The sequence below is a fragment of the Micromonospora sp. NPDC126480 genome, from assembly GCF_040302465.1.
Lineage (GTDB): Bacteria > Actinomycetota > Actinomycetes > Mycobacteriales > Micromonosporaceae > Micromonospora.
The window spans coordinates 70652-96362 of sequence record NZ_JBEORU010000029.1 but is presented as its reverse complement, the minus strand read 5'-3'; the positions used below and the strand labels follow the sequence as shown (position 1 = coordinate 96362).

At 72.4% G+C, this 25711-nt stretch carries 24 protein-coding genes and 1 other RNA gene; 17 read left to right on the top strand and 8 right to left on the bottom strand.

What is annotated here, in order from left to right:
• Window positions 1–95 (top strand): adenosylhomocysteinase (locus tag ABTW87_RS23890; protein WP_350653187.1); only part of this gene is annotated, 95 nt, incomplete at its 5' end.
• Window positions 96–165: 70 nt separating this feature from the next.
• Here ABTW87_RS23890 and ABTW87_RS23885 read toward each other — a convergent pair.
• On the bottom strand, window positions 166–408 hold the full coding sequence (locus tag ABTW87_RS23885; protein ID WP_350653183.1) for a hypothetical protein: 243 nt from the start codon (window positions 406–408) through the stop codon (window positions 166–168).
• Between the two features lie 253 nt (window positions 409–661).
• Between ABTW87_RS23885 and mtrA the strand changes: the two genes are divergently transcribed.
• From mtrA to hpf, 5 genes are all read left to right on the top strand, one after another.
• On the top strand, window positions 662–1351 hold the full coding sequence (mtrA, locus tag ABTW87_RS23880) for an MtrAB system response regulator MtrA (protein WP_350653182.1): 690 nt from the start codon (window positions 662–664) through the stop codon (window positions 1349–1351).
• An 87-nt stretch (window positions 1352–1438) separates the two neighbouring features.
• On the top strand, window positions 1439–3115 hold the full coding sequence (gene mtrB, locus ABTW87_RS23875) for an MtrAB system histidine kinase MtrB (RefSeq protein ID WP_350653186.1): 1677 nt from the start codon (window positions 1439–1441) through the stop codon (window positions 3113–3115).
• Complete coding sequence (locus ABTW87_RS23870) at window positions 3112–4905, top strand: LpqB family beta-propeller domain-containing protein (protein ID WP_350653181.1); 1794 nt, start codon at window positions 3112–3114, stop codon at window positions 4903–4905. The genes mtrB and ABTW87_RS23870 overlap by 4 nt, the downstream gene beginning before the upstream one ends.
• A gap of 6 nt (window positions 4906–4911) precedes the next feature.
• Entirely contained in the window at window positions 4912–5616 is a 705-nt protein-coding gene (locus tag ABTW87_RS23865) for a ComF family protein (protein ID WP_350653180.1), read from the top strand.
• Window positions 5617–5865: 249 nt separating this feature from the next.
• Window positions 5866–6501, top strand: a complete 636-nt coding sequence (hpf, locus tag ABTW87_RS23860) for a ribosome hibernation-promoting factor, HPF/YfiA family (protein ID WP_350653179.1) — start codon at window positions 5866–5868, stop codon at window positions 6499–6501.
• A 76-nt stretch (window positions 6502–6577) separates the two neighbouring features.
• On the opposite strand, the gene ABTW87_RS23855 is transcribed toward hpf, so the two are convergent.
• Entirely contained in the window at window positions 6578–7690 is a 1113-nt protein-coding gene (locus ABTW87_RS23855; RefSeq protein ID WP_350653178.1) for a GNAT family N-acetyltransferase, read from the bottom strand.
• The gene (locus ABTW87_RS23850) at window positions 7687–8868 is read right to left on the bottom strand and encodes a GNAT family N-acetyltransferase (RefSeq protein ID WP_350653177.1); all 1182 of its coding nucleotides are present in this window, start codon (window positions 8866–8868) and stop codon (window positions 7687–7689) included. The genes ABTW87_RS23855 and ABTW87_RS23850 overlap by 4 nt, the downstream gene beginning before the upstream one ends.
• Before the next feature lie 139 nt (window positions 8869–9007).
• On the opposite strand from ABTW87_RS23850, the gene secA reads away from it, so the two are divergent.
• Window positions 9008–11920: a preprotein translocase subunit SecA gene (gene secA, locus ABTW87_RS23845; RefSeq protein WP_350653176.1), complete on the top strand. Its 2913-nt coding sequence runs from the start codon at window positions 9008–9010 to the stop codon at window positions 11918–11920.
• Window positions 11921–12192: 272 nt separating this feature from the next.
• Here the strand turns inward: secA and ABTW87_RS23840 are convergent, their stop codons facing one another.
• The gene (locus ABTW87_RS23840) at window positions 12193–12786 is read right to left on the bottom strand and encodes an Rv3235 family protein (RefSeq protein WP_350653175.1); all 594 of its coding nucleotides are present in this window, start codon (window positions 12784–12786) and stop codon (window positions 12193–12195) included.
• 102 nt (window positions 12787–12888) lie between these two features.
• Complete coding sequence (locus ABTW87_RS23835; protein ID WP_350653174.1) at window positions 12889–13119, bottom strand: helix-turn-helix transcriptional regulator; 231 nt, start codon at window positions 13117–13119, stop codon at window positions 12889–12891.
• 217 nt (window positions 13120–13336) lie between these two features.
• On the opposite strand from ABTW87_RS23835, the gene ABTW87_RS23830 reads away from it, so the two are divergent.
• On the top strand, window positions 13337–13846 hold the full coding sequence (locus ABTW87_RS23830; protein WP_350653173.1) for a DUF6912 family protein: 510 nt from the start codon (window positions 13337–13339) through the stop codon (window positions 13844–13846).
• A 9-nt stretch (window positions 13847–13855) separates the two neighbouring features.
• Here ABTW87_RS23830 and ABTW87_RS23825 read toward each other — a convergent pair whose 3' ends face one another.
• Window positions 13856–14878 (bottom strand): hypothetical protein, encoded by a 1023-nt coding sequence (locus ABTW87_RS23825; RefSeq protein WP_350653172.1) that lies wholly within the window; start codon window positions 14876–14878, stop codon window positions 13856–13858.
• A gap of 270 nt (window positions 14879–15148) precedes the next feature.
• Between ABTW87_RS23825 and pruA the strand changes: the two genes are divergently transcribed.
• From pruA to ABTW87_RS23780, 9 genes are all read left to right on the top strand, one after another.
• On the top strand, window positions 15149–16777 hold the full coding sequence (gene pruA, locus ABTW87_RS23820) for an L-glutamate gamma-semialdehyde dehydrogenase (RefSeq protein WP_350653171.1): 1629 nt from the start codon (window positions 15149–15151) through the stop codon (window positions 16775–16777).
• Between the two features lie 191 nt (window positions 16778–16968).
• Window positions 16969–17484 carry a helix-turn-helix transcriptional regulator gene (locus ABTW87_RS23815; protein WP_350653170.1) on the top strand — a complete coding sequence of 172 codons (516 nt, stop codon included), beginning with the start codon at window positions 16969–16971 and terminating at the stop codon, window positions 17482–17484.
• Between the two features lie 64 nt (window positions 17485–17548).
• Window positions 17549–18670, top strand: coding sequence for a peptide chain release factor 2 (gene prfB, locus ABTW87_RS23810; protein WP_350653169.1), 1122 nt, complete (start codon window positions 17549–17551; stop codon window positions 18668–18670).
• 118 nt (window positions 18671–18788) lie between these two features.
• Window positions 18789–19469: a cell division ATP-binding protein FtsE gene (gene ftsE, locus ABTW87_RS23805; RefSeq protein WP_350653168.1), complete on the top strand. Its 681-nt coding sequence runs from the start codon at window positions 18789–18791 to the stop codon at window positions 19467–19469.
• 61 nt (window positions 19470–19530) lie between these two features.
• On the top strand, window positions 19531–20406 hold the full coding sequence (gene ftsX / locus ABTW87_RS23800; RefSeq protein WP_350653167.1) for a permease-like cell division protein FtsX: 876 nt from the start codon (window positions 19531–19533) through the stop codon (window positions 20404–20406).
• 171 nt (window positions 20407–20577) lie between these two features.
• On the top strand, window positions 20578–21057 hold the full coding sequence (gene smpB, locus ABTW87_RS23795) for an SsrA-binding protein SmpB (RefSeq protein ID WP_350653166.1): 480 nt from the start codon (window positions 20578–20580) through the stop codon (window positions 21055–21057).
• Between the two features lie 107 nt (window positions 21058–21164).
• Window positions 21165–21540, top strand: a transfer-messenger RNA (tmRNA) gene (ssrA, locus tag ABTW87_RS23790).
• Between the two features lie 181 nt (window positions 21541–21721).
• On the top strand, window positions 21722–22186 hold the full coding sequence (locus tag ABTW87_RS23785; RefSeq protein WP_350653165.1) for a hypothetical protein: 465 nt from the start codon (window positions 21722–21724) through the stop codon (window positions 22184–22186).
• 53 nt (window positions 22187–22239) lie between these two features.
• A complete protein-coding gene (locus ABTW87_RS23780) occupies window positions 22240–23184 on the top strand; it encodes a hypothetical protein (RefSeq protein WP_350653164.1) in 945 nt (314 codons plus the stop codon).
• 21 nt (window positions 23185–23205) lie between these two features.
• Here ABTW87_RS23780 and mdlC read toward each other — a convergent pair whose 3' ends face one another.
• Window positions 23206–24801 carry a benzoylformate decarboxylase gene (gene mdlC, locus ABTW87_RS23775; RefSeq protein ID WP_350653163.1) on the bottom strand — a complete coding sequence of 532 codons (1596 nt, stop codon included), beginning with the start codon at window positions 24799–24801 and terminating at the stop codon, window positions 23206–23208.
• Window positions 24802–24849: 48 nt separating this feature from the next.
• On the bottom strand, window positions 24850–25653 hold the full coding sequence (locus ABTW87_RS23770; protein WP_350653162.1) for an S-methyl-5'-thioadenosine phosphorylase: 804 nt from the start codon (window positions 25651–25653) through the stop codon (window positions 24850–24852).
• Between the last annotated feature and the right edge of the window lie 58 nt (window positions 25654–25711).

The following is a 25711-nucleotide window of genomic DNA, read 5'->3' as shown; positions in this document are numbered from 1 at the left end:
TGGGCGCGAAACTGTCCACCCTGACCAAGGAACAAGCCGACTACCTCGGCGTGCCCCAGGAAGGCCCGTTCAAGCCCGACCACTACCGCTACTGATCCGACCGGCCACGGCCGGGCCGCCGCTGCCCGCAGCGACGGCCCGGCCGTTCCGTATCCGCGGGTCGGCTCAGTCCCGGCGGCCCGGGGCCGACCGTCGGGAGGGGCGGACCCAGGTCCAGACGCACCAGGCGAGCCAGGCGAGCGACACCGCCGCGGCGAGCGGGCGCAACCGGAGCGCGCTGAGCAGGAGCACCAGTGCCAGCACGGCCAACCAGGGCCCGAAGGCCCGTACGGCCGCCGCCGGCGGACGGCCGGCTCGCCGGGCACCTCGATCGTCGGCGTGGGTGGGGGTGAATTGTTCGTCAGCCACTCGCGTCCTGTCCTCGGCGGAGAAGCCGGATCCTGCCACATCGGAGGAGGGCCGTTGGGACCCGTGTGGTGGCGATGGTGGCGCTGGACCGCCCGGACGGGGATCATGGTGGCACGCGGGGTCCGGTCCGGCGGCCCCGCAGGCCGGGCGGTGACGTCCGGGCGCGGGTCGCTGGGCGACCGGCGACCGGCGGCAGTAACGTGCCGGAGGACGCGGATCCCACCGATGGAAATGGGGATGGAAAATTAATCCCATGAGAGCTCGGGTACTGGTGGTCGACGACGACCCCGCGCTCGCCGAGATGCTCGGCATCGTCCTGCGCAGCGAGGGGTTCCTGCCCTCGTTCGTCGCCGACGGCGAACGTGCGCTTGCCGCGTTCCGGGAGAACCGGCCGGACATCGTGCTTCTCGACCTCATGCTGCCCGGCATGAGCGGCATCGACGTGGCACGGTCCATCCGGGCCGAGTCGGGCGTCCCGATCGTCATGCTGACCGCCAAGAGCGACACGGTCGACGTCGTCCTGGGGCTGGAGTCCGGGGCCGACGACTACGTGGTCAAGCCGTTCAAGCCGAAGGAACTGGTCGCCCGGATGCGGGCGCGGCTGCGCCGGGGTGAGGACGTCGCCCCCGAGCTGCTCACGATCGGCCCGCCCGGCAACCAGATCACCATCGACGTGCCGGCGCACACCGTCAGCCGCAACGGCGAGGAGGTGAAGCTCACGCCGCTGGAGTTCGACCTGCTGGTCGCGCTCGCCCGCAAACCGCGCCAGGTCTTCACCCGCGAGGTGCTGCTGGAGCAGGTCTGGGGGTACCGGCACGCCGCGGACACCCGGTTGGTCAACGTGCACGTGCAGCGGCTGCGAGCCAAGATCGAGCCGGATCCGGAGCGACCGGAAATCATCCTCACCGTGCGGGGCGTGGGCTACAAGGCGGGCACCGGATAGCCTGGTCACACTGTGGCCACCTCCTCGATCCCGGGCTCGACGACGGCTTCCCCGCAGCGCTCCGCTGCCGGGGAGCTGTGGCGTACCCTGCGCGGACGGGGCGCGCGGCTGGTCGCGGGGCTGCACCAGACCTGGCGACGCTCGCTCCAGGTGCGTGTGGTGACCATCACACTGCTGGCCTCCAGCCTCCTGGTCGGCGGCTTCGCGTACCTGATCGCCGACAAGATCACGAGCATTCTGCTGGAGAGCGCCGAGCAGGACGTGCGCGGCCGCCTGGACGGCGGGGCGGCGTACGCGGCCAAGCAGCTCGGCCTCTACAACCAGCCGAACGAGGCCCAGTTCCAGGAGACCGTCGACGGGACGGTGAGCTACCTGGGCGGCGGCGACCCGCAGCAGACCACCGGCGTGGTGATCGCCCTGACCGGGCACGGCTATCCCGGCATCATCCAGACCCGGACGTCACCGGCCGTCGGTGACCTCGGCGCGGTGCTCAGCCCCGAGCTGCGGCAAACCGTCGCCGGGGGCGCCGTGGCCAGCCAGATCAGCACCGGCCGGCTCGGCGAGGAGCGCACGAAGTACCTGGTCTACGGCTCGCCGGTGCCGACCAAGTTCGGTCAGGTCGAGCTCTACTACCTGGTCCCGCTGACCAAGCAGGACGAGACCGCGGCCGAGGCCCGGGCGACCGTCGTCGCCACCGGCGCCGCCCTGGTGCTGCTGCTCGGCCTGCTCGCCGCTCTGGTCACCCGCCTGGTCGTGACCCCGGTGCGGGTGGCCGCCCGGACGGCCCAGCGCCTGTCCGCGGGCCTGCTGGACCAGCGGATGGCCGTCAACGGTGAGGACGACCTGGCGTTGCTCGCCGCCTCGTTCAACCAGATGGCGACGAACCTGCAACGGCAGATCCTCCGGCTGGAGGAGATGTCCCGCCTGCAGCGCCGGTTCACCTCGGACGTGTCGCACGAGCTGCGGACGCCGTTGACGACGGTACGGATGGCGGCCGACCTGATCTTCGCCGAGCGGGACGAGTTCGACCCGGCGGTGGCCCGCAGCGCCGAGCTGCTCCAGGCCGAGCTGGACCGGTTCGAGGAGCTGCTGACCGACCTGCTGGAGATCAGCCGCTTCGACGCCGGCTTCGCCGCGCTCGACGCCGAGCCCACCGACCTGGTGCCGGTGGTCCACCGGGTCGCCGGCCGGCTCGCCAGCCTCGCCGAACGGGTCGGGGTGACCATCGAGCTGGACGTGCCCGGCGGTCCGGTGATCGCCGAGGTCGACCCACGCCGTGTCGAGCGGGTGCTGCGCAACCTGGTCGGCAACGCCGTCGAGCACGGCGAGGGCAGGCCGGTACGGATCACCCTCGGCATCGACGAGACCGCCGTGGCGGTCACCGTGCGCGACCACGGCGTGGGGCTCAAGCCCGGTGAGGAGAAGCTGGTCTTCAACCGGTTCTGGCGGGCGGACCCGTCGCGTGCCCGGCAGACCGGCGGCACCGGCCTGGGCCTGTCGATCAGCCTGGAGGACGCCCGGCTGCACGGCGGGTGGCTTGAGGCGTGGGGCGCGCCCGGCCAGGGCGCGCAGTTCCGGCTCACCCTGCCGGTACGGGCGGGCGACCGGCTCACCACCTCGCCGCTGCGGCTGGTCCCCGCCGACGCGGCCCTGCCGTTCGGTGGCCCGCGTGCCGGTGGCCTGCTGGCGATCGGTCCGGGCAGCTCGGGCGCGCTGACCGTGGGCCCGGCGCCGGCCGCGGAGCGGGCGGAGGTGCGGAAGTGAACCGGCGCCTGCTCACCGGCCTGCTCGGCGGTGTCCTGCTGGCCGCCTCGGCGGGCTGCGGCATCCCCGACAACACCGAGGTGCGGGTGGTGGGCCCGGGTCCGGCGACCGAGGCGGGGTCGAGCAGCGGCGGCCCGGTCGAGCCACCGGGCCGAACGGCCAGCGACACCGAGGAGGAGTTCGTCAAGAACTTCCTCTCCGCCGCCGCCGGTGAGCCGGACGGGGCGTACGACCGGGTACGCCAGTTCATCGACAGCGCCGACCGGTCCCAGCTGCCCGTCAAGCAGGGCAGCGAGGTGGCGTTGACCGTGGTGCGGCTGGTCGAGCAGCCGGGCATCGTGAGAGGGCCCGACGAGATCCGGGTGACCCTCAAGGTGCAGCAGGTCGGGCAGCTGGGCGCCGACGGCGTACTGGCGCCGCCGGAGACGACCGCGGCCTCCTACGAGTTCGGGCTGCGCCCGACCGTGCAGGAGTCCGGTGACGAGACGGAATGGTTCGTGGTCGACCCGCCGTCCGTGCCGCTGCTGAGCGTCGAGGCGCTGGAGGACTACTACACCCCCAAGACGATCTACTTCTGGAGCACCGATCGCCGCCACCTGGTGCCGGACCAGCGCTACCTTCCGCGTGCCGTACCCGAGGACCGGCGGGTCAGCGAGGTGGTCCGGTGGCTGATCGGCGGTCCCTCCAACTGGCTGCGTAAGGGCGCGATTCCCCTGCCGGACCGCCCCCGGCTGATCAACAACGCCACCCGGACGGACGACCGCTGGGAGGTCAACCTCGACATGCCCGGCGACGACAGCACCCGTCTGGAGCTGTTGGGCACCCAGCTCGCGTGGTCGCTGGCGGACCTGAACGGCCAGCTCGAGCTGAAGATCGGCAACCAGTCCCGGTTGATCATCGAGGACCTGGAACAGCGCCGGCAGGCGCTGCCGCTGTACCAGCTCGGTGGCGAGGCACCGCGGGTGTTCTGCGTCTACGAGGGCGCCGTCCATCCGCTGAACTACCCGGACCAGGTCGACGCGCCGGTGCCGGTGGCGGCGGCCGCGAACACCGGCGTGGTCTCGGCCGGCTTCAGCCGCTCCGGGCAGCGCATCCTGGCCGCGCTGGTGGTGACCGGTGGGAACGGCCGCCAGCACCTCTCCGCCGGGGTCGGCATCGAGTCGGTCGCGTCGTTCGACCGCAGCACCACGGGCTTCCGGAAGGTGGGTCGGCCGGTCTGGCTGCGCTCGGCCGATCCGCAGGAGCCGGTCGGCCTGGTCGTCGCCGACGGCCGGCTGCACCGGTTCGACGCGACGGCCGACCTGCACGAGGTGCCGGTCAGCGTGCCGGGCAGCGTGACCGCCGTGGCCGCCTCCCTGGACGGGCACCGGCTCGCGATCGTCGCCGGTGGCGGGTTGTACGTGATGTCGGTGAGCCAGGAGGGCGACGGCCTCGCCCTCGGGTCGCCCCGCCGGTTGCACACGTCGCTGACCGGGCTCACCGCCGTCGACTGGTACAGCGAGAACAGCCTGGTGGTGTCGGGATCCAAGGGCCAGCCGGCACTCTTCGAGATCGGGGTGGACGGCGTACGGGAGACCGAGCTGCTGCGGTCCGGCGGCGCGACGGTCACCCACCTGTCGGCGTACCCGGCGAACCCGGCCGCCAAGTTCGGCATGGTGATGTACGAGGCCAACCGTGTCGCCTACCGCGGCTTCCCGTACGAGCGGATCGAGCGGAAGCACGTCCGGGACGTCGACGCCACGGACTCCGGCCGCTCGGGCAACCCGACCGCACCCTTCTTCCTCTACTGACCGCCGGTGCGGGACGTCGGGCGGCTCATCGCGGACCTCGGCGGTCTCGTCCTGCCGACGGACTGCGCCGGCTGCCGGGAACGCCGGCCCGGGCTGCGTCACGGGGTCTGCGCCGACTGCGTCGCCGTGCTCGACGGGCTGCGTCCCCGTCCGGTACGCCCCACTCCCGCACCGTCCGGCCTGCCGCCGTGCGTCGCCCTCGGCCCGTACGAGGGCCCGTTGCGCGAGGCGCTGCTCGCATACAAGGACCACGGTCGGCACGGGCTGGCCCGGCCGCTGGGTGCGCTGCTCGCCGAGGTGGTGGCCGTCGCGGTCGGCGCGGTACGTCCGGTGCTGCTGGTGCCGGTGCCGGACACCGCCGCCGCGGCCCGCGCCCGGTACGGCGACCACCTGGGCCGGCTGGCCCGGCACTGCGCGGGCCGGCTGCGCGGGGCCGGCTGGCCGGTGGAGATCCGGCACGCACTGCGGGCCCTGCCCCGTCCCGACTCGGTGACGCTGGACAGCGCCGGCCGGGCGGCGGCTGCGGCGGCGGCGTTCCGCCCGCGCGGTCGGTGGCGGCCGGCGCCCGTGGACGCGTCCGTCGTCGTGCTGGACGACATCGTCACCACCGGGTCGACCCTCGCCGCGGTGAGCCGTGCGCTTACCGCTACCGGCCGTGCGCCGTCGGTGGCGGTGGTGCTCGCCGCCACCGTGAAAAGGCGCCAGTCGTAACCGATCGTGTTTCCGTTTCACCCGTTGGTGTATGAGCTGTGAAAATTCCTGGGCGGTCCGGACAACCAGGGGTGACGGCCGGGCGAGCAGGAGTTAGCGTTCAGCTGTCGGGGGTAGGAGGAGGTTCTCCCACCCGCCCCCGGCGGCGAAAGGAGGCGTAGCCGCACTGACCGGTCGACGCCGAGTGGGATCGCCCCGACGGACGCGACCGGGTATCGCATGAACGACCGTCCGATCGAGGGAGGTCACGTGGACATCGTGGTCAAGGGCCGAAACGTCGAAGTGCCGGACCATTACCGGGTGCACGTAGCGGAGAAACTCGCGAAGATCGAGCGCTACGACCACAAACTAATCCGTGTCGATGTCGAGCTGTTCCATGAGCGCAATCCGCGCCAGTCGGACCACTGCCAGCGGGTGGAGATCACCTGCGTCTCCCGAGGCCCGGTGATCCGGGCCGAGGCCTGCACGAACGACTTCTACAGCGCGCTCGACGCGGCCATCGCCAAGCTCGACACCCGCCTGCGCCGGGCGGCCGACCGTCGCCGGGTCCACCGGGGCCGGCACGCGCCCATCTCGGTCGCGGCCGCCACCGCCGGCCTGCCGGTGGCCGATCTCGTGGCCACGCCGCTCAACGGCGACGGTGCGTCCGCCGGTGCGGCCACCGCGGTGGCCGAGCGCGCCGAGGAGGAGTACGACGACCAGCCCTGGCACATCGCGCGGGAGAAGGTGCACCCCGCCGAGCCGATGACCGTCGACGACGCCCTGTTCCAGATGGAGCTGGTCGGGCACGACTTCTACCTGTTCCAGGACAAGGAGTCCGGCCGGCCCAGCGTCGTCTACCGGCGCCACGCCTACGACTACGGGATCATCTCCCTGGACATCTGAGCCGGGGCAGGTGCGGGGCCGGGTCGGTCCGACCGACCCGGCCCGCCGGCCGGCTCCCCGGGCGGACGGGTCGCGGTCAGCCGTCGAGATCGCCCGGGAGCAGCCCGAACAGGGCGGTGTCGGCCCGGGTGCCACCGGCGCCGGGCAGCCGGCCCCGCTCCACTCCCTCCCGGCGGAAGCCGGCCCGCTCCAGCACCCGCTCGGACGCCGGGTTGCCCACGTGGACGCCGGCCCAGATCCGATCGAGGCCGACGTCGGCGAACCCCCACCGGGTGAGCAGCCGGACCGTGCGGGTGGCGAGGCCCCGCCCCCGCCAGGCCGGCAGCAGGCTGTAGCCGACCATGGCCTGCCCGGTGGCGGGCTGGTCGTACACCAGCGCGCAGGTGCCCGCGGCGGCGCCGGTCGCCGCGTCGAGGATCACCAGGTTGGCGGCCTGGCCGCTCAGCCAGCGGGTTCCGGCCTGCCGGCAATGCTGCTCGACGGCGGCCCGGGACGGTGGCTCCGGCGGCACCCGGGAGGCGACCACCTCGGGGAGCGTGTGCAGGCCGTACATCAGGTCCGCATCGTCCGGGCCGAGCGGGCGCAGGGCCACCGCGCCGTCGGTGAGCCGGCCGTCGGGCAGGTCCGGCAGCAGCCGCGGGGCCGGCCCCGGGGGGTCCTCGGCGAGGCGTACCCAGGCGACCAGGTCGTGCCGCCCGCCGCCGCGGGTGGGGTTCGCGTCCCGGCGGACGCCCTCGTGGCGGAACCCGGCGGCCAGCGCCACCCGCTGGCTGGCGGTGTTCTCCAGGTTGGTGAGCAGTTCCAGCCGGGCGACGCCGGTGGCGAACGCCTGCTCGGCGAGCGCCCGGGTGCCCGCCGTGGCGACGCCCCGCCCGCGCGCCCACGGGGCGACCCAGTAGCCGATCTCCGCCTGGTTCCGGGTGGGGACGGGATTGCTCAACCCGATCCCGCCGAGCAACCGGTCGGTGGTCGGGTCCGCGATCGCGTACGCGGCCCCGCCGGTGGCCCAGGCCGCGGGCGCGCCCTCGGTGATCCACCACCGGGCGTCCGCCTCCGTGTACGGCGCGGGCATGCCGGAGATGAAGCGCTGGGTCAACGGGTCCGAGCAGGCCGAGGCGGTGTCGACGGCGTCCTCGGGGCGGAAGAGCCGCAACCGGACGCCGTACCCCTCGATGGTCTCCGGCGTCATGCCAGGTCCTCCGCGATCAGCGCACCGACCCAGGCGTCCGTGCGGGTGCCCCGGTGGTTCAGCGCGGCGCGGGCCGTGCCCTCGAACGTGAACCGCGCCTTCTCGGCCACGCGCCGGGACGCGGTGTTGCCGACGTTCGCCCGCCACTCGATCCGGGCGAGGCCGAGCGTGGTGAAGCCCCAGGCGGTCAGCGCGGTCAGCGCGGCGGGCATGTATCCGCGCCCCCGCGCGTGCGGTGCGGTCATGAAGCCGACGCTCGCCAGGAGCGGATCGGGGGTGGCGAGCCGCAGGTCGATCGCGCCGGCGAACCGGTCGTCGGCGTCGGCGACCGCGAAGCAGGCACTGGTGCCGGCGGCCCACGCCTCCCGCCCGTAGGCGAGGTACGCCTCGGCGTCACAGCGGTCGTACGGGTCGGGAACCGTGGTCCAGCGCAGCGTCTCGGGGTCCCGGCAGGTCGTGACGATGCCGTCGACGTCCTGCATCTCCATCGGCCGTAGCCGCACCTCGCCCGCGCCGGCGGTGGCGAACAGGACCGGTTGGGCCCGCCCGAAGACGGCTGCCCGGCGGGCCTCGAGCGTGCCCGGACCGGCCGGACCGACCTCGTCCGGCGCGGGCACCTCACCGGGCAGCAGGGAGCCGAACCACTCGTGGGTGCCGGACGCGGGATCGGCGGCGCGCAGCCGCCCCTCGATCTGGAAGCCGGTCCGGAGCGCGACGAGCCGGGAGGCGTGGTTGCCGGCGAGCGCCCCCCAGAGCAGCCGGCGCAGCTTCAGTTCGTCGAACGACCAGCGGGCGACGGCCCGGGCGGCGCGGACGGCGACCCCGCGTCCCCGCGCCCAGGGCGCGGTCCAGTAGCCGATCTCGCTGGTCTGGTGCGCGGTCCGGTCGATGGCGATCAAGCCGCAGGAACCGAGCAGCTCGCCGGTGGCGGCGTCGCAGACCGCGAACGGTGCGCCGGTGCCGCTCGCCCACTGCCGGGCGGCGGACCCGGTGACGAACGTCCTGGCGTGTTCCGGCAGGTAGGGGCGGGGAACGGTGGTCCAGCGCTGAATGTCCGGATCCTGGCAGGCGCGGTGCACCGCATCGGCGTCGCCGGCCCGCCATGGTCGCAGCAGCAGGCCGCCCTCGGTGATCTCGATCGGCTCCACCCGGTTCATCGTGCCGGATCGTTCGCCCACGGCGTAACCGGATAAGACGTCACTCGCAACCCGCACGTCCGTTATGCCTGTCTTGACCGATCGGACCCCCGCCACCACTGACCATCGGCGCGCTGGAGCGCCTACGATGGTTCGAGACTGTCTAGGGGAGCGTTGATCCGTGTCGATTCTGGAAAAGGTCCTCCGCGCCGGCGAGGGCCGCATGGTGCGCCGGCTGAAGGCCATCGCCGCCGCCGTCAACTCGATCGAGGACGACTACGTCAACCTCACCGACGACGAGCTGCGGGGGATGACCGAGCAGTTCAAGCAGCGGCTGGCCGACGGCGAGACCCTCGACGACCTGCTGCCCGAGGCGTTCGCGGTGTGCCGCGAGGCGGCCGCCCGCGTGCTCGGCCAGCGTCCGTACGACGTCCAGGTGATGGGTGGCGCGGCGCTGCACTTCGGCAACATCGCCGAGATGAAGACCGGTGAGGGCAAGACCCTGACCTCGGTGATGCCGGTCTACCTCAACGCTCTCTCCGGCGAGGGCGTGCACGTGGTGACGGTCAACGACTACCTGGCCCAGCGTGACGCCGCCTGGATGGGCCGGGTGCACGAGTTCCTCGGTCTCACCGTGGGCGTGGTGCTGCCCAACCGGCCCGCCGCGGAGCACCGGGCCGCGTACGAGTGCGACATCACGTACGGCACCAACAACGAGTTCGGCTTCGACTACCTGCGCGACAACATGGCCTGGTCCAGGGACGACCTGGTCCAGCGCGGCCACAACTTCGCCGTCGTCGACGAGGTCGACTCGATCCTGATCGACGAGGCGCGGACCCCGCTGATCATCTCCGGCCCGGCCGAGCACTCCGCCCGGTGGTACGGCGAGTTCGCCGCGGTGGTGGCCCGCCTCCAGTCGGGCAAGGACGGCGAGGGCGACTACGAGGTCGACTACGCCAAGCGCACCATCGCGGTGACCGAGCGGGGCGTGGCCAAGGTCGAGGACCGGCTCGGCATCGACAACCTCTACGAGTCGGTCAACACCCCCCTGGTCGGCTACCTGAACAACGCGATCAAGGCCAAGGAGCTCTACAAGCGCGACAAGGACTACATCGTCAGCGACGGCGAGGTCCTGATCGTCGACGAGTTCACCGGCCGCATCCTGCACGGCCGCCGCTACAACGAGGGCATGCACCAGGCGATCGAGGCCAAGGAGGGGGTGGAGATCAAGCAGGAGAACCAGACCCTCGCCACCATCACCCTCCAGAACTACTTCCGCCTCTACGAGAAGCTCTCCGGCATGACCGGTACGGCCCAGACCGAGGCGGGCGAGTTCAACAAGGTCTACAAGGTCGGCGTGGTGACCATCCCGACCCACCGCCCGATGGTGCGGCAGGACCGGCCCGACGTCATCTACAAGACCGAGAAGGCCAAGTTCAACGCGGTCGTGGAGGACATCGCCGAGCGGCACCACGCCGGCCAGCCGGTGCTCGTCGGCACCGTCTCCGTGGAGAACTCGGAGATCCTGTCGCAGCTGTTGCGCCGCCGCGGCATCCCGCACTCGGTGCTGAACGCGAAGTTCCACGCCCGCGAGGCGGAGATCGTCGCCCAGGCCGGACGCAAGGGCGCGGTCACCGTCGCCACCAACATGGCCGGCCGCGGCACCGACATCCTCCTCGGCGGCAACCCCGAGTTCCTCGCCGCGAGCGAGCTGCGCCAGCGCGGGCTCGACCCGATCGAGCACGAGGAGGAGTACGCCAAGGCGATGGAGGAGGTCCTGCCCAAGTGGAAGCAGGCCTGCGACGCCGAGGCGGAGGAGGTGGCCGCCGCCGGCGGTCTCTACGTGCTGGGCACCGAGCGGCACGAGTCGCGGCGCATCGACAACCAGCTGCGCGGCCGGTCGGGCCGGCAGGGTGACCCCGGCGAGTCCCGGTTCTACCTCTCGCTGCAGGACGAGCTGATGAAGCGCTTCCGCTCCGGCGCCGTCGAGGCGGTCATGGAGCGCTTCAACATCCCGGAGGACGTGCCCATCGAGTCGAAGATGGTCACCCGCCAGATCAAGAGCGCCCAGGCGCAGATCGAGGCCCAGAACGCCGAGATCCGCAAGAACGTCCTCAAGTACGACGAGGTGCTCAACAAGCAGCGCCAGGTGATCTACGCCGAGCGGCTGCGGGTGCTCAACGGCGAGGACCTGTCCGACCAGGTCCGCAACATGATCGACGACGTCGTCGAGGCGTACGTGCGGGGCGCCACCGCCGAGGGGTACGCGGAGGACTGGGACCTCGAGCAGCTCTGGTCCAGCCTCAAGCAGCTCTACCCGGTGGGCATCACCATCGAGGAGCTCGAGGAGGAGGCCGGCGGCTCCCGGGCCAGCATCGACGTCGACTTCCTGCTCAGCCAGCTCAGGGAGGACGCGCACGCCGCGTACGAGCGCCGCGAGGAGCAGCTCGGCGAGGAGGGGACGCGCCAGCTCGAGCGGATGGTCCTGCTCCAGGTGATCGACCGCAAGTGGCGCGAGCACCTCTACGAGATGGACTACCTCCAGGAGGGCATCAGCCTCCGCGCGTACGCCCAGCGCGACCCGGTGGTGGAGTACCAGCGCGAGGGCTTCGACATGTTCGCCACCATGATGGACGGCATCAAGGAGGAGACGGTCGGCTTCCTCTACAACCTGGAGGTCCAGGTCCAGGAGCCGGAGCCGGCGGCCGACGAGGTCCAGCTGCTGGAGAAGCCGGTCGAGATCCGGGCCAAGGGCCTGGGCCGGGCGCCGCAGCAGCAGGGCCTGCAGTACTCCGCGCCGACCATCGACGGCGAGGCGGGACGCGGCTCGGTCGCGGTGGAGCGGGCCGATCAGGCGCCGCCGCCGGCCCGGCCCGCGTCCGCTGCTCCGGCGGCCCCCGGCCGGACCGCCCCGACCGCACCGCAGCGATCGGGGAACGGGGCCCTCGGCCACGCTCTCGCGTCCGGCACTTCCCGCCGGGCGGCGCCCGGGCAGGCCGAGGCCAGCAACGGACCGTCCCGCAACGCCCCGTGCCCGTGCGGCTCGGGCCGCAAGTACAAGCGCTGCCACGGCGCCCCCGGCGGGGCCGCCTGACCGGATCCGGCAGGGCTCATCCCGCCGGCCTGGCGACAACGGGCCGCGGTCCTTCCAGGGCCGCGGCCCGTCCGTGTTTCCGGGGCCGGCGGTTCGTGATCGACTCGGTTTCCCGCAGGTCGCGGTGTCGGAGCGATCGGATACCGCGACTTCCCGCATCCCGAGTCGATCATCGCCGCGGTCCCGGGCCAGGCGGTCCGGGCCAGGTCGGGGCGGGCGGGTCGGGGCCCGGGGGCCGGTCCGGCCGAAACGGCCGGCCGGGGCTGGCCCGGTCAGAGGACCTGAAGGGCGGTGCAGAGCCAGGCGTCGCGGCGGTGTTCGAGGCGCAGGGCCAGCGCCCACGTCCGGCCGGCCGGCCCAGCCAGCACGGCGGCCGCCTCGACGATGCCACCGCGTGGCTCGCACGCCCGCAGCCGGCGCAGGTGCACCACCGGTCGGGTCGAGCGGCGCCGCACCGGGCCCGAGCGGGACGTCGCCCGGGCCAGCTCCGGCAGCAGGTCGGCCGCCTGGGCCGGGTCGAGCAGGGGCCGCAGCTGGTGGGGCGGCCGGTAGCCGTTGACGACCTCCAGGCAGGTGGCCACGAACCGGTGGGCCGCCCGGGTCGCCTCGGCGGTGGCGGTGACAAGTGCTCCGGCGGGCAGCGGGAGCGGCGTGCGGCCCGGGCCGGCGGGAACCGGTCGGGACCGGCGCCGGCGGTCCGGCGGCCGTGGGGCCGAGCCGCGCGTCGCCTCGAAGAGGTCGAGTGCGAGCTGACCGTGGGCCGGCCAGCGCGCCGGGTCGTCCTCGACACAGGGCGGGTCGAAGGACGGGGCCGGGCGCAGCCGGACCGGGGGCCGGGCCGGGCCGGGGCGACGGAAGTCGGGCATCCGGACCCTCCAAATCCCTGTGTTTGCTTTCGTTTGCCTCCGTACGACGTCGATTCTCGGGCACGGCAGAGCCAGGGTCAATGCCTCAGCGACAAGTGCCGGTCACTCCGCGTCACGGTCGGCGAGCGGGTTCCCGCGTACCCACTCGGCCGTCTCCGCGTACTTGCGGTCGATGTACTCCTCCAACCGCGCGCGCTCCACGCGCCACTGGCCCCGCCCGCCGATCTTGATCGCCGGCAGTTCGCCGCTGCGCACCATGTGGTAGACCTGCGAATCCGACACGTTCAGCTCGGCGGCGACGTCGGACAGCAGCAGGAACCTGGGCTCCGCCACGGATACTCCCTGGGTTGGCAGCGTTTGCATCAGTTTGCCACCGACGGCTCGCCCCGCCCAGCGGCGGATCGGTCGCGCGGCCACGGCCGCCGGAGGACACTCCGGGGAAGAACTTCCACCGCGGCGGGTACGAGGTGTATGACGGTCACGGCGTACGGCATGATCGGCGCCGGTGCCGGCACCCGCCGGTGAAGGACCTGAGCAGGGGAGACGACCGGTGAGCGACGAGCGTGTCCGGGTGTACGTGCCGGCGACCGTGCCGATGCTGACCCTGCTGCGCACCGACGGGCTGCCCGCCGCCTCCGCGCACGCGGTCACCCCGGCGCTGCGCGAGTGGTACGCCGAGGGCGACGAGGAGGAACTGGAGTACGTGGCCTTCACCCGGGCCGCCCAGGACGCCCTGCAACTGTTGCGGGCCGACCCGGCCGCGCCCCGTCGCCGCGTCGTCGTCTCGGCGGACCTGCCGCCCACGATGGTGGGGCGTGGCGACGGGGAGCTGGGCTCCAGCGTCGTCGAGCTGACCGGGCCGGTGCCGGTGACGGCGGTGGCCGCGATCCACGTCGACGGCTCGGACGCGGTCGAGGACGTCGCCGCGGCGGCCGAGGTGGTGGCCGAGGCGGTCGCCGGAGACCCGGACGCGCAGTTCACCGTGGACGGCGCCGAGGACCACGAGCTGGAGTGGTACGACGTCACGGAGCTGGACCAGCTCCTCGACGCCGCCGGCTGAGCGACGCCGTCAGTCCCCGGTGGCGTCGGCCTCGTCGTCCTGCGGGGCGGGCCCGAGGGTCCGGCCGAAGGCGATCATCGCGGTCAGCGCGCCGACGAAGAGCACCCAGATCGCGTTGTCCAGCCGCGAGGTGCCGAGCGAGGTCTGCGCCACCGCGTCCGCCTCGCTGAGGGCGCTGGCCAGGTCGAGCAGCTTGCGCCCACCGGTCCGCAGGATCACCTCGGTGAGCAGCAGCAGCAGCCCGGGGCCGGCCCCGGCCAGCAGGTACGCCGGCCAACGCGGGGCGGGCGTCGTCGGGTCGCGGCGGACCGACCGGCGGCGGGCCCAGGCGAGGTAGCCGAAGGCGATCAGTCCGGCGACCAGGCCGGCGAGCAGCGACTCGGTGCGCGAGACCCACTTGGCGGCGTTGAGCAGCGACTCCTGCGTGTCACCCGAGCCGAAGAGGTCGAACAGCGGGTCCCGGGCCCGGCTGAAGACCACCACGAAGACGAGCGTGCCGAGGGCGGCGGTCACCACCGCGCCGACGACGGGTGCGGTCCGCGCCCCGGCGACCGCGCCACCGATGATCGCGGCGGCGGCGGTGGTGCCGGCGATCACGTTCGTGGTGGCGTTGTCGGCGTACGTCAGGTTGACGGCGAACGCGGCGGCGAGCCCGACCAGCAGCCCGGTGGCGACCGCCGCCACGAACCGCAGGGTGACCCGGTCCCGGCCACGGCGGGCGAGCAGGTCCACCCCGAACAGCGCGAAGGCGGCGCCGGCGACGAGCGCGGCGGAGATCACGCCGGGCAGCGCGAACGCGGAGAGGCTGATCGCGGTCACCCCGGCCGCCGCCGAGTTGATCGCCTCGCGCGTGGACCAGAGCATGGCGGCCAGCCAGCCGAGCGCCAGCAGGGCCAGCACCGGTGCGCCCGGCGCGAGCGGGGGCACCGCCGCGACGGCCTCGTCCGGCGGCGCGGTCGGGGTCGATTCGCCGGTGACCGGGCTCGACTGCTCCGACTCCGCGGCGGGGGAGCCGCCGGACTGCTTGGTCATCGTCTTCCCTTCGACGGACGCCCGGCCCACGGCGGCCGGCGGTGCACCGGTCACCCAGGGTACGCGTCCGCCGTCACCCGCCCCGGGTCCGCCACCGTGCTGTGCCCGGGCCGGCCGGGATGGTGGGGCCGGCGGCCGGTCGTGGGAGAATCGGCCGAGGTCCCGCCGCCGTGACCGGCCCTGGCCGGCTGGCGCCCGGCGTCCGGTCGTCCGGCCGGTGCCCGCGGGTCCGATTTCGCCACCGCTGTCGAGATCGCACAGGAGCCTGTGATGGACGCCGTGTTCTCCGTACCCGAGCCGCGCAACGAGCCGGTACGCACCTACGAGCCGGGGAGCGCCGACCGGGAGCGGCTGCAGCGGCGGCTGGCCGAGCTGGCCGCCGAGCGGATCGACCTGCCGATGACAATCGCGGGCGAGCAGCGGATGGCCGGCGGGGAGCCGATCGACGTGGTGCAGCCGCACCGGCACGCACACGTGCTCGGCGTCACCGCGCACGCCACCCACGACGACGCCCGCACCGCGGTCAAGGCCGCCAAGGACGCCGCGCCGATGTGGCGGGCGCTGCCGTTCGAGGAGCGGGCCGCGATCTTCCTCCGCGCCGCCGACCTGCTGGCCGGCCCCTGGCGCGACACGCTGAACGCCGCCACCATGCTCGGCCAGTCGAAGACCGTCGTCCAGGCGGAGATCGACGCTGCCTGCGAGTTCATCGACTTCCTCCGGTTCAACGTCCATTTCGCCCGCCGGCTCCTCGCCGAGCAGCCGCTGTCCTCCCCCGGTACGTGGAACCGGTTCGACCACCGGCCCCTCGAGGGCTTCGTCTACGCGGTCACCCCGTTCAACTTCACCGCGATCGCCGGCAACCTGCCGTCGGCCCCGGCCCTGCTCGGCAACACCGTCGTGTGGAAGCCGGGCCCCACCCAGCAGTTCGCCGCGCACTTCACGATGCGCCTGTTCGAGGCGGCCGGCCTCCCGCCCGGTGTGATCAACATGGTCACCGGCCGGGGTGAGGAGGTGTCCGACGTGGTGCTCGCCGACGCGGACCTCGCCGGCATCCACTTCACCGGCTCGACGAAGGTCTTCCAGCACCTGTGGCGGACCGTCGGCGAGAACATCGCGCGGTACCGCGGCTACCCCCGGCTGGTCGGTGAGACCGGCGGCAAGGACTTCGTGGTCGCGCACTCCAGTGCCGACGTGGACGCCCTGCACACCGCCCTGATCCGGGGCGCGTACGAGTACCAGGGCCAGAAGTGCTCGGCGGCCTCCCGGGCGTACGTCCCGCGGTCGATCTGGGAGGGCGGGCTGCGGGACCGGCTCGCCGCCACCGCGGAGGCCCTCACCTACGGCGACGTGACCGACTTCAGCAACTTCGGCGGCGCGGTCATCGACGACAAGGCCTTCTCCCGGCACACGGCCGCGCTGGAGCTGATCTCCGACGACGACAGCTGCCGGATCCTCGCCGGCGGCACCGCCGACGACTCGGTCGGCTACTTCGTCCGGCCGACGCTGTTCGAGTGCGCCGACCCGGCCCACGAGACGTTCACGACCGAGTACTTCGGGCCGATCCTCGGCGTGCACGTCTTCGACGACGCCCGCTTCGACGACGTGGTCGCCCAGGCCGAGTCGATCGCGCCGTACGCGCTGACCGGCTCGATCTTCGCCACCGACCGCCGGGTGGTCGACCGGGTCGCCGAGACGATGCGGTACGCGGCCGGCAACTTCTACGTCAACGACAAGCCGACCGGCGCGGTGGTCGGGCAGCAGCCGTTCGGCGGCGCCCGGGCCAGCGGCACCAACGACAAGGCCGGCTCCTGGCACAACCTGGTCCGCTGGATGTCGCCGCGGACGATCAAGGAGACCTTCGTCCCGCCGACCGACCACACCTACCCCCACATGGGCTGAGAGTGAAAGGAAGGGCCCCTTCTTAACGCCTGGCGTAGAGGAGGGGCCCCTTCTTAACAACCGTGACGGATGCGACACCTGATGCGCCCCTGCGGACTGTCGCCGGCCGACAGTGCACATAGGAAGCCCCATCGGGTGGCGAAACCGCCAAATCCTGGACGCCGCGTCGGCAAAGTGGCAGCGTGAGGGACATGGCGGAATCCGGAGTCAACCCCACGGCGGCAGCCCTGCTCGGGCTGCTCCACGAGGGCCCGATGACAGGTGGCCAGCTGATGGCCGCCGCCGAGCGCCGGCTGGCGCCGTACTGGTCGATGACCCGCAGCCAGGTCTACCGGGAGCTGCCCGTGCTGGCCGAGAAGGGGCTGGTCCGGCTCGGCAAGCCCGGGCCGCGGATGAGCCAGCCGTACGCGATCACGGCGGCCGGGAAGCGGACGTTCTCCAGGTGGCTCGCGGAGGACCCGGGCCGGGACACCATCCGTAACCCGATCGCCCTGCGGATCTCCTTCGGCGACCTCCATTCGGCCAGCCAGCTCAAGAGCCTCCAGGCCGCCGCGAACGAGTACCACACCGAGGCCCTGGCGCGGGTCCGCGAGCAGGTCAAGAACGCGAAGAAGGAAGGCGAGACGTACGACGCCAGCGCGTTGGAGTTCGCCGTCGCCTACCACAAGGCCGCCCTGTCCTGGCTGAAGTCTGCCCCGGTCGGTTGATCCACTCGACCCTTCGGCGATGTGACGTGAGCGCTTCGCCGGACGCCAAGTACGCTTGTCTGTCGTGACCGCTGCCGACTTCGCCGAACAGCTCAAGGACCTCGACGCCACCCTGCGCAATATCGAGTCGGTGCTCGACATCGACAAGCTGCGGGCCGACAAGGCGCGTCTGGAGGAGGCGGCTTCCGCCCCCGACCTCTGGGACGACCAGGCCAAGGCGCAGCAGGTCACCTCCCAGCTGTCGTACGTCAACGGCGAGATCGGCAAGCTCTCCGGCCTCCGCTCCCGCCTCGACGACGCCCAGGTGCTCCTGGAGCTGGCCGAGGCCGAGTCCGACCCGGGCGTCCTCGCCGAGGTCGAGGCGGAGATCGCCGGGCTCACCAAGGCCATCGAGGAGATGGAGGTCCGCACCCTGCTCTCCGGGGAGTACGACTCCCGGGAGGCGCTGGTGGCGATCCGTGCCCAGGCCGGTGGCGTCGACGCCGCGGACTTCGCCGAGATGCTGCTGCGGATGTACCTGCGCTGGGCCGAGCGCCACGGCTACCCCACCGAGGTCTACGAGACCTCGTACGCCGAGGAGGCGGGCCTGAAGTCGGCCACCTTCTCGGTCAAGGTGCCGTACGCCTTCGGCACCCTCAGTGTCGAGTCGGGCACGCACCGGCTGGTCCGGATCAGCCCCTTCGACAACCAGGGCCGCCGGCAGACCAGTTTCGCCGGCGTCGAGGTGCTGCCGGTGGTGGAGCAGACCGACCACATCGACATCCCCGAGAACGAGGTCCGGGTCGACGTCTACCGCTCCTCCGGGCCGGGCGGGCAGAGCGTCAACACGACCGACTCGGCGGTGCGGCTGACCCACATCCCGACCGGCATCGTGGTGACCTGCCAGAACGAGAAGTCGCAGCTGCAGAACAAGGCGTCGGCGATGCGGGTGCTCCAGGCCCGGCTGCTGGAGCGCAAGCGCCAGGAGGAGGAGGAGAAGCTCAAGGGCTTCAAGTCCGACGGCTCCGGCTCCTGGGGCGAGCAGATGCGCTCCTACGTGCTGCACCCGTATCAGATGGTGAAGGATCTCCGGACCGAGCACGAGACGGGCAACCCGTCGTCGGTGTTCGACGGTGATCTGGACGCCTTCATCGAGGCCGGTATCCGGTGGCGGAAGCAACAGCAGATCGCCGGCGACAGCGCGTGACCGATCGTGGGCGCTGCGCGTCATCGATCTTCACGATCCCCAGCAAATCGATGACGCGCCTCGCAACTGAGGGGCGCGGCACTTGGCAGTCCGGTTACACCGCGTAGACTCACCACCCGTGATTCAGCTTGAGCAAGTGACGAAGACGTACCCGAAGGCGTCCCGGCCTTCGCTCGACAACGTGTCCGTCGCGATCGAGAAGGGCGAGTTCGTCTTCTTCATCGGCCCATCCGGCTCCGGCAAGTCCACGATCATCAAGATGCTGCTGCACGAGGTCACCCCGAACAAGGGTCGGATCATCGTCAACGGCAAGGACGTCACGTCGATGCGTTCGTGGAAGCGACCCGCTTTCCGGCGTTCGATCGGCTGCGTGTTCCAGGACTTCCGCCTGCTGCCGAACCGCACCGCGTACGAGAACGTGGCGTTCGCCCTCGAGGTGATCGGCAAGACCAAGGCGGTGGCCCGCCGGGTCGTGCCCGAGGTGCTGGAGCTGGTCGGTCTCGGTGGCAAGGAGCACCGCTACCCGCACGAGCTCTCCGGCGGTGAGCAGCAGCGGGTGGCCGTCGCCCGGGCGTTCGTGAACCGTCCGCTGATCCTGCTCGCGGACGAGCCGACGGGAAACCTCGACCCGGACACCTCCATCGAGATCATGCGCCTGCTGGACCGGATCAACCGCACCGGCACGACCGTGGTGATGGTGACGCACGACTCCAACATCGTTAACCAGATGCGCCGCCGCGTCATCGAGATCGAGAGCGGCCGGATCGTGCGCGACCAGGCCCGCGGCGTCTACGGGTGAGCCGGCTCTCCACCCCGCCTGACGACGACCAGTTCATGCCGGAGACCCGGAGGAATCCCCGATGCGCGTGAAATACGTCCTGTCCGAGGTCATGGTCGGACTGTGGCGCAACGTGACCATGACCATCGCGATGATCATCACGATGGCGGTCTCGCTGACCATGCTCGGCGCCAGCGGTCTGATCTACACCAAGGTCGCCGACATGAAGGAGCTCTACTTCGAGAACATCCAGGTCTCCATCTTCCTCGACAACGAGGTGACCGAGCAGCAGAAGGCGGAGATCCAGGCCAAGCTGGACGCCGACCCGCTGGTCGCGGAGACCACCTTCGTCAACAAGGATGACGCCTACAAGCGCTTCCAGGACATGTTCCGGGACTCGCCCGACCTGCTGAGCGCCGTCAAGCCCGACGTGCTGCCGGAGTCGTACCGACTGAAGCTGGTCAACCCGCAGGAGTACAAGGCGATCAACGAGCAGTACTCAAACGTCGAGGGCGTCGACCAGGTGGTCGACCAGAGCCGCGTGCTGGACAAGATCTTCAACCTGTTCACCGCCGGCCAGAACATCGCCCTGGTGGCCGCGATCGCGATGGCCGTCGCCGCCCTGCTGCTGGTCGCCAACACGATCCAGGTCGCCGCGTACAGCAAGCGGCGTGAGGTCGCGGTCATGAAGCTCGTGGGCGCGTCGAACTGGTTCATCCAGGCGCCGTTCGTGCTGGAGGCCGTGGTCGCCGGGCTGATCGGCTCGGTGCTGGCGCTCGGCGCCCTCATCGGCCTGAAGGTGTTCCTGTTCGACGGCGCGCTCGCCGCGCTCCAGGGCCTCTTCGCGCCGGTCAGCTGGGGCGAGGTCTTCCTGGCCTTCCCGCTGATGGCCGGCGTCGGCGGCCTGATCAGCGCGGTCACCGCCTGGGTCACCCTCCGCTTCTACCTGCGGGTCTGACGAGGGTACGCACTGCCTGGTCTTCGGGCGCTCGCAAGCTCATCGCTCGCTCGCGCGGGCAGGGGCCCTTCCACGCCGGAATAAACGGCGCGGGAGGGCCCTTGTGTCTCGGGTAGCATGATCTCCGCTCGCCGGCCGGCCGGCGAGCGACCAGGAAGGGAGGTGGCGCCGGTGCCACGGGAACAGGGACGCAAGGTCGTCGCCTCCAACCGGAAGGCCCGCCACGACTACTCGATCCTCGACACGTACGAGGCGGGGATGGCGTTGACCGGAACCGAGGTCAAGTCGCTGCGGGCCGGGCGCGCGTCGCTTGTCGACGCGTTCGCCCAGGAGCGCAACGGCGAGCTGTACCTGCACGGGATGCACATCCCGGAGTACACGCAGGGCACGTGGACCAACCATGAACCGCGGCGGACCCGCAAGCTGCTGCTCAAGCGGCTGGAGATCGACCGGCTGATCGGCAAGACCCGGGAGAGCGGGCTCACGCTGGTGCCGCTCCAGGTGTACTTCTCGGACGGCTGGGCGAAGGTCGAGATCGGCCTCGCCAAGGGCAAGAAGGCGTACGACAAGCGGCAGGACCTCGCCAAGAAGGACGCGCAGCGCGAGATCGCGCGGGCCGCCGGCCGGCGGGGCAAGGGCATCTCTGACTGATTTGTCTGCTTCGGTCCCGGGTCGGCGTGCCGGCCGCCGGGGCGGGATGAAAGCCGTTGCGCCAGGCGTTAGGCTTGGTGGTGCCGCCGACAGGGGCGGCCCTTCGAGGGGGTGACTGGTTTCGACTTCGTACGTTGCGGCAGGGGAAGCGAGCCGAGGAAGCCGACGTCGTCTCGTGAATCGTTCGTCGGAAAACAATAAGCGCCAAGCAGAATCGCGCTGACTTCGCTCTCGCCGCCTGAGGCGGGTAGCAAGTCTGTCGGCCTGGGAGTGCCTTCGACCCAGTTAGCCGGCATCAGCTAGGAGGCTGGCCAATCGGACCCGGTCGCGGGGTCCGTGCGGCGAGATCAATCAGCGACTGGGCCCGTCACACCGACTCGCTCGCGTGATCGGAGGGGCCGAGTAGAGGCACAGCGAGCTGCGCTCGGAGAAGCCCTGACAAGGCGGCGAAGGACCCGGGTTCGATTCCCGGCACCTCCACCACCTGACCTGTGCGCCCCGGTCCACCCGGACCGGGGCGCACAGTCGTCTTTCCCGGCGTTACCGGTGTGGCCGGAGGGGCCATCGAGGCGGATGGGGTGATTGTGGCCCGCCTGGGCCCTGGACAGGCCGGCCGAGGAGGTTCACCATCGCTGTACGCGGTCAGCAGCGCGGGGAGGTGCCCATGGTCACCGGTCCGATCCAGCAACCGTCCGCCGCCCCCACGTCGGCCCGGCCCACACCGGCCCGCCGACCCCGGGCGAACCCGCTCGGCGGCGCCCACGCGCTGAGCCGGGCGGCGTCCGACACCGAGCCGTACTGGCGGGAGCGCCTCCTGCGCCGCCTCGGGCCGGTGCGTCAGGAGTTCGCCGAACACGTACGGCTCACCGAGGGCCCCGCCGGCCGGTACGCCGAGCTGCTCCACCACGCACCCCGCCTGCAGCACAGCGTGCAGCGCCTGGTGCGGGAGCACGACGTCATCGTCGCGGCCCTCGACGCGCTCCGGCAGGCCGCCGAGCGGCCGGCGGCGTCGGCGGAGGAACTCCGGCGCGCCACCGAGCACCTGGTGTGGGCGCTGGCGCGGCACCGGCAGCGTGGCGCGGACCTGCTCTGGCAGGCGTACCAGACCGATCTCGGCGGCGAGGACTGACAGGTTGGTCGCCGGTCCTGGAACCTGGGCGGCCCGGCACCCGTCCAACCGATATGCGTCGAATGGTCACCGTGCTGAGTATGTCCCTGCTGGTCGCCGCCGGCTGCGCCCAGGCCGGCCCCGAGTCGGACACCGGCCCGGCCAACGCCGACCGGTCGTCCGCGTTCGAACGGCGGGCCGCCGAGATCGCCGACTCCTGGCGGCCCGGCCCGCAGTGGCGCGAGGGGTACGTGCCGCTGCAGGAGCCGACCGTCCTGGTCGGCGACCCTGACTTCAACCCGGCCACCCTGACCGCCTTCCAGGCGGGCTGGTACCGGGACCAGATCCCGCTGCCCCCGGCCCGGCCCGCCGACGGCACGATCCGGTTTCCGGACGGCACGCTCGCCGTGCCGCTGGTCAGTGCCGCCGAGGCCTACCGGCAGCTGGACCAGGGGGACCCGCCGCCGTGCAAGGGCCGGCCGAAGGATCCCGGCACCCCGCCCCCGGCCCAGCCGAGTGGGCCGGACGGCACCGTGAGCAGCGACCCGCAGACCACCTGCGTCCCGCTCACGGTCACCGCCGTGGAACTGGGCGACGTGCCGGTCCGCACCAGCCGCGGCGAGGCGCGGGTGCCGGCGTGGATCTTCACCGTCGACGAGCTGTCGGCCCGGGTGGCCCGGCTCGCGGTCGCCCCGACCGCCGTCGGTGCGGCACCCGAGCCCAGCGCACCCGCCGCGCCCGCGCCCGATACGGTGGTCGGCGCCCAGGACCTGCGTGCCGTGGACGGCGCCACCCTGACCGTACGGCTCGGGATCGGTGCCTGCGACACCGACGTCACCCCGCTGGTCTACGAGCGGGACGACGTCGTGGTCGTCGGCGGCGGCGTGACCCGGTCGACCGGCGTCTGCACCGAACAGCTCGTGCTGGAGCCGGTGACCGTCCGGCTGGCCGCGCCGCTGGGCGACCGGCCGGCGCTCGACGTGCTCACCGGTGTGCCGCTGCGGCTCACCACCGGCTGACCGGCGTCGGCCGCCGGCGGATCACAGCAGCGCCGGCACCTCGGTGCGGATCGGCGCCGGCAGCACGGTCGGGCGATCCGCCCGCAGACCGGCGGCCAGCGCCTCACCGAGCTGCTCCGGCGTCTCCACCGTCGCGGTCGCGCACCCGTAGCCACGGGCCAGGGCGGCGATGTCCAGCCCCGGCAGGTCGAGGCCGGGCACCCCGGGTGTCTGCTTGAAGTCGGCGAACGCCTTGAGGATCGCGTACTGCTGGTTGACCGGGACCACGACGACCAGCGGCAGGCGCAGCCGCGCCGCGGTCCACAGCGCCTGCACCGAGTAGTGGAACGACCCGTCGCCGATCACCGCGACCACCGGCCGGCCGCGACCGGTGTCCCGCTGCGCCAGGGCGATGCCCACCGCAGCCGGCAGCCCGTACCCGAGTCCTCCGCTGGCCATCGTGAAGTACGACCCGGGCCTGGTGATCGGCAGCCGGCGGCGCAGCGCGGACAGGTTCGACGGTGACTCCTGGACCAGCACCGCGTCGGCGGGCCAGTACCGGGCCAGCGCGGCGAACAGCGCGTCCGCGCTGGGCGGCGAACCGTCCTCCGGCGGGGGCGGAGCCGGCCGGGCCGGCGGTGGCGGACGGTCCGTAGCGGGTAGCAGGTCCAGCAGGTCCGCCAGGGTCAGCCCCGCGTCACCCAGCAGGCTGTCGCCGACCGGCGCGCGGGCCGCCTCCTCCGGGTCGTCGGTGACGTGCAGCAGCCGTACGCCGTCGGGCAGGTGGTCGCCGGGGACGTGCGGGTAGTAGCGGAACACCGGCGCCCCGACGACCAGAACCGTGTCGTGCCCGCGCAGCTTCTCCGCGAGCGGTGCGATCGCGTACGGCAGGACGCCCCGGTAGTGCGGGTGGTCCTCGGGGAAGGCGGCGCGCTCCGGCGCCGGTGCGGTCCAGACCGGGGCACCGAGCCGCTCGGCGAGCGCGACCGCGGCCGGCCACGCGCCGGCCCGGTCCACCGCCGCCCCGACGATGAGCACCGGTGCCCGGCTGGCGGACAGCACGGCGGCGAACTCGCCCAGCCGGTACGGGTCCGGCGCGATCCGGGTGGACACCGTCCGAGGCGGCTCGTAGGGGTCGGCCGGCTTGCCCCAGTCGTCCAGCGGCAGCGACAGGAACACCGGACCGGCCGGCGGCTGCACGGCGGTCGCGTACGCGCGCATCAACGCCGCCGGGACGTCCTGCGCGCGGGCCGGCTCGTGGCTCCACTTCACGTACGGCTGGGGCAGCTCGGTGGCCCGGCGGCTGGTCAGCCGCGGCTCGATGAGCAGCATCTCCCGGGTCTGCTGGCCGGCCGTGACGATCAGCGGGGCCCGGTTGTGCCAGGCGGTGACCAGGTTGCCCATGGCGTTGCCGGTCCCCGGCGCGGTGTGCAGGTTGACGTGCGCCGGGCGGCCGGTGACCTGCGCGTACCCGTCGGCCATGCCGACCGCCGACGCCTCGTGCAGCGCGTGCACGTACTCGAAGTCGTCCGGGAAGGCGGCGAGGAACGGTTCCTCGGTCGATCCGGGATTGCCGAAGACGGTGGTCATGCCGAGGTCGCGCAGCAGGTCGTACGTGGTGTCGCGGACCGTAGCCATCGCCTTCAGACGTTATCGCCCCGCCGCCGGCCGCTCCGGCGTTTCGGCTCAGGGCAGCGCGAACGGCAGCTTGATGCCGTCCAGGGCCCGGCCGCAGTCGCAGTCCCGGTCGGCCGGCAGCGCCGCCACCGCCGCCAGCAGCAGCCCGCGCAGCCGGTCGGTGTTCTCGCCGAAGACCCGGAACACCTCCTCCTGGGTCACCGCCCCGCCGCCCGGCACACCCGCGTCGTGGTCGGTCACCAGCGCGATCGACGAGTAACAGAGGGCCAGCTCACGGGCGAGCACGGCCTCCGGGTGGCCGGTCATGTTGACCACCGTCCCGCCGATCGAGGCGAACCAGCGCGACTCGGCACGGGTGGAGAAGCGCGGTCCCTCGACCACCACCACCGTCCCGCCGTCCACCGCCGGCACGTCCCGGGCGGCAGCGGCGGCGAGCAGCGTACGCCGGCCCGCCGGGCAGTACGGGTCCGCGAAGGAGACGTGCACCGCGCCCCGGTCGTAGTAGGTCTGCGCCCGCCCGCTGGTGCGGTCGATCAACTGGTCCGGCACCACGAACGCTCCCGGTCCCAGCTCCGGCCGCAGGCCACCGACCGCACACGGCGCCAGCACCTGGCGTACGCCGAGCGAACGGAGCGCCCACAGATTCGCCCGGTAGGGGATCCGGTGCGGCGGGTGCTGGTGGTCCCGGCCGTGCCGGGGCAGGAACGCCACCCGCCGGCCGGCCACCTCGGCGATGGTGACCGCGTCCGACGGCGGCCCGTACGGCGTGTCGACCTGGTGCTCGGTCGCGCCGTCGAGCAGCGCGTACAGGCCTGATCCGCCGATCACCGCCAGTTCCGCCGTGAGTTCCATCGGCCCTCCCTCATGTCTGTCGATCAGCCGACCGTCAGACCTTAGCCAGCGGCACGGG

What these genes read in the sequence shown, in the direction of transcription:
- ABTW87_RS23780 (WP_350653164.1), top strand. Translation starts at nt 22,240, where the DNA reads ATGCGTCGAATGGTCACCGTGCTGAGTATGTCCCTGCTGGTCGCCGCC.
- mtrA (WP_350653182.1), top strand. Translation starts at nt 662, where the DNA reads ATGAGAGCTCGGGTACTGGTGGTCGACGACGACCCCGCGCTCGCCGAG.
- ABTW87_RS23840 (WP_350653175.1), bottom strand. Translation starts at nt 12,786, where the DNA reads ATGCCCGACTTCCGTCGCCCCGGCCCGGCCCGGCCCCCGGTCCGGCTG.
- ABTW87_RS23770 (WP_350653162.1), bottom strand. Translation starts at nt 25,653, where the DNA reads ATGGAACTCACGGCGGAACTGGCGGTGATCGGCGGATCAGGCCTGTAC.
- ABTW87_RS23825 (WP_350653172.1), bottom strand. Translation starts at nt 14,878, where the DNA reads ATGACCAAGCAGTCCGGCGGCTCCCCCGCCGCGGAGTCGGAGCAGTCG.
- mdlC (WP_350653163.1), bottom strand. Translation starts at nt 24,801, where the DNA reads ATGGCTACGGTCCGCGACACCACGTACGACCTGCTGCGCGACCTCGGC.
- ABTW87_RS23785 (WP_350653165.1), top strand. Translation starts at nt 21,722, where the DNA reads ATGGTCACCGGTCCGATCCAGCAACCGTCCGCCGCCCCCACGTCGGCC.
- pruA (WP_350653171.1), top strand. Translation starts at nt 15,149, where the DNA reads ATGGACGCCGTGTTCTCCGTACCCGAGCCGCGCAACGAGCCGGTACGC.
- ABTW87_RS23815 (WP_350653170.1), top strand. Translation starts at nt 16,969, where the DNA reads ATGGCGGAATCCGGAGTCAACCCCACGGCGGCAGCCCTGCTCGGGCTG.
- ABTW87_RS23855 (WP_350653178.1), bottom strand. Translation starts at nt 7,690, where the DNA reads ATGACGCCGGAGACCATCGAGGGGTACGGCGTCCGGTTGCGGCTCTTC.
- ftsX (WP_350653167.1), top strand. Translation starts at nt 19,531, where the DNA reads ATGCGCGTGAAATACGTCCTGTCCGAGGTCATGGTCGGACTGTGGCGC.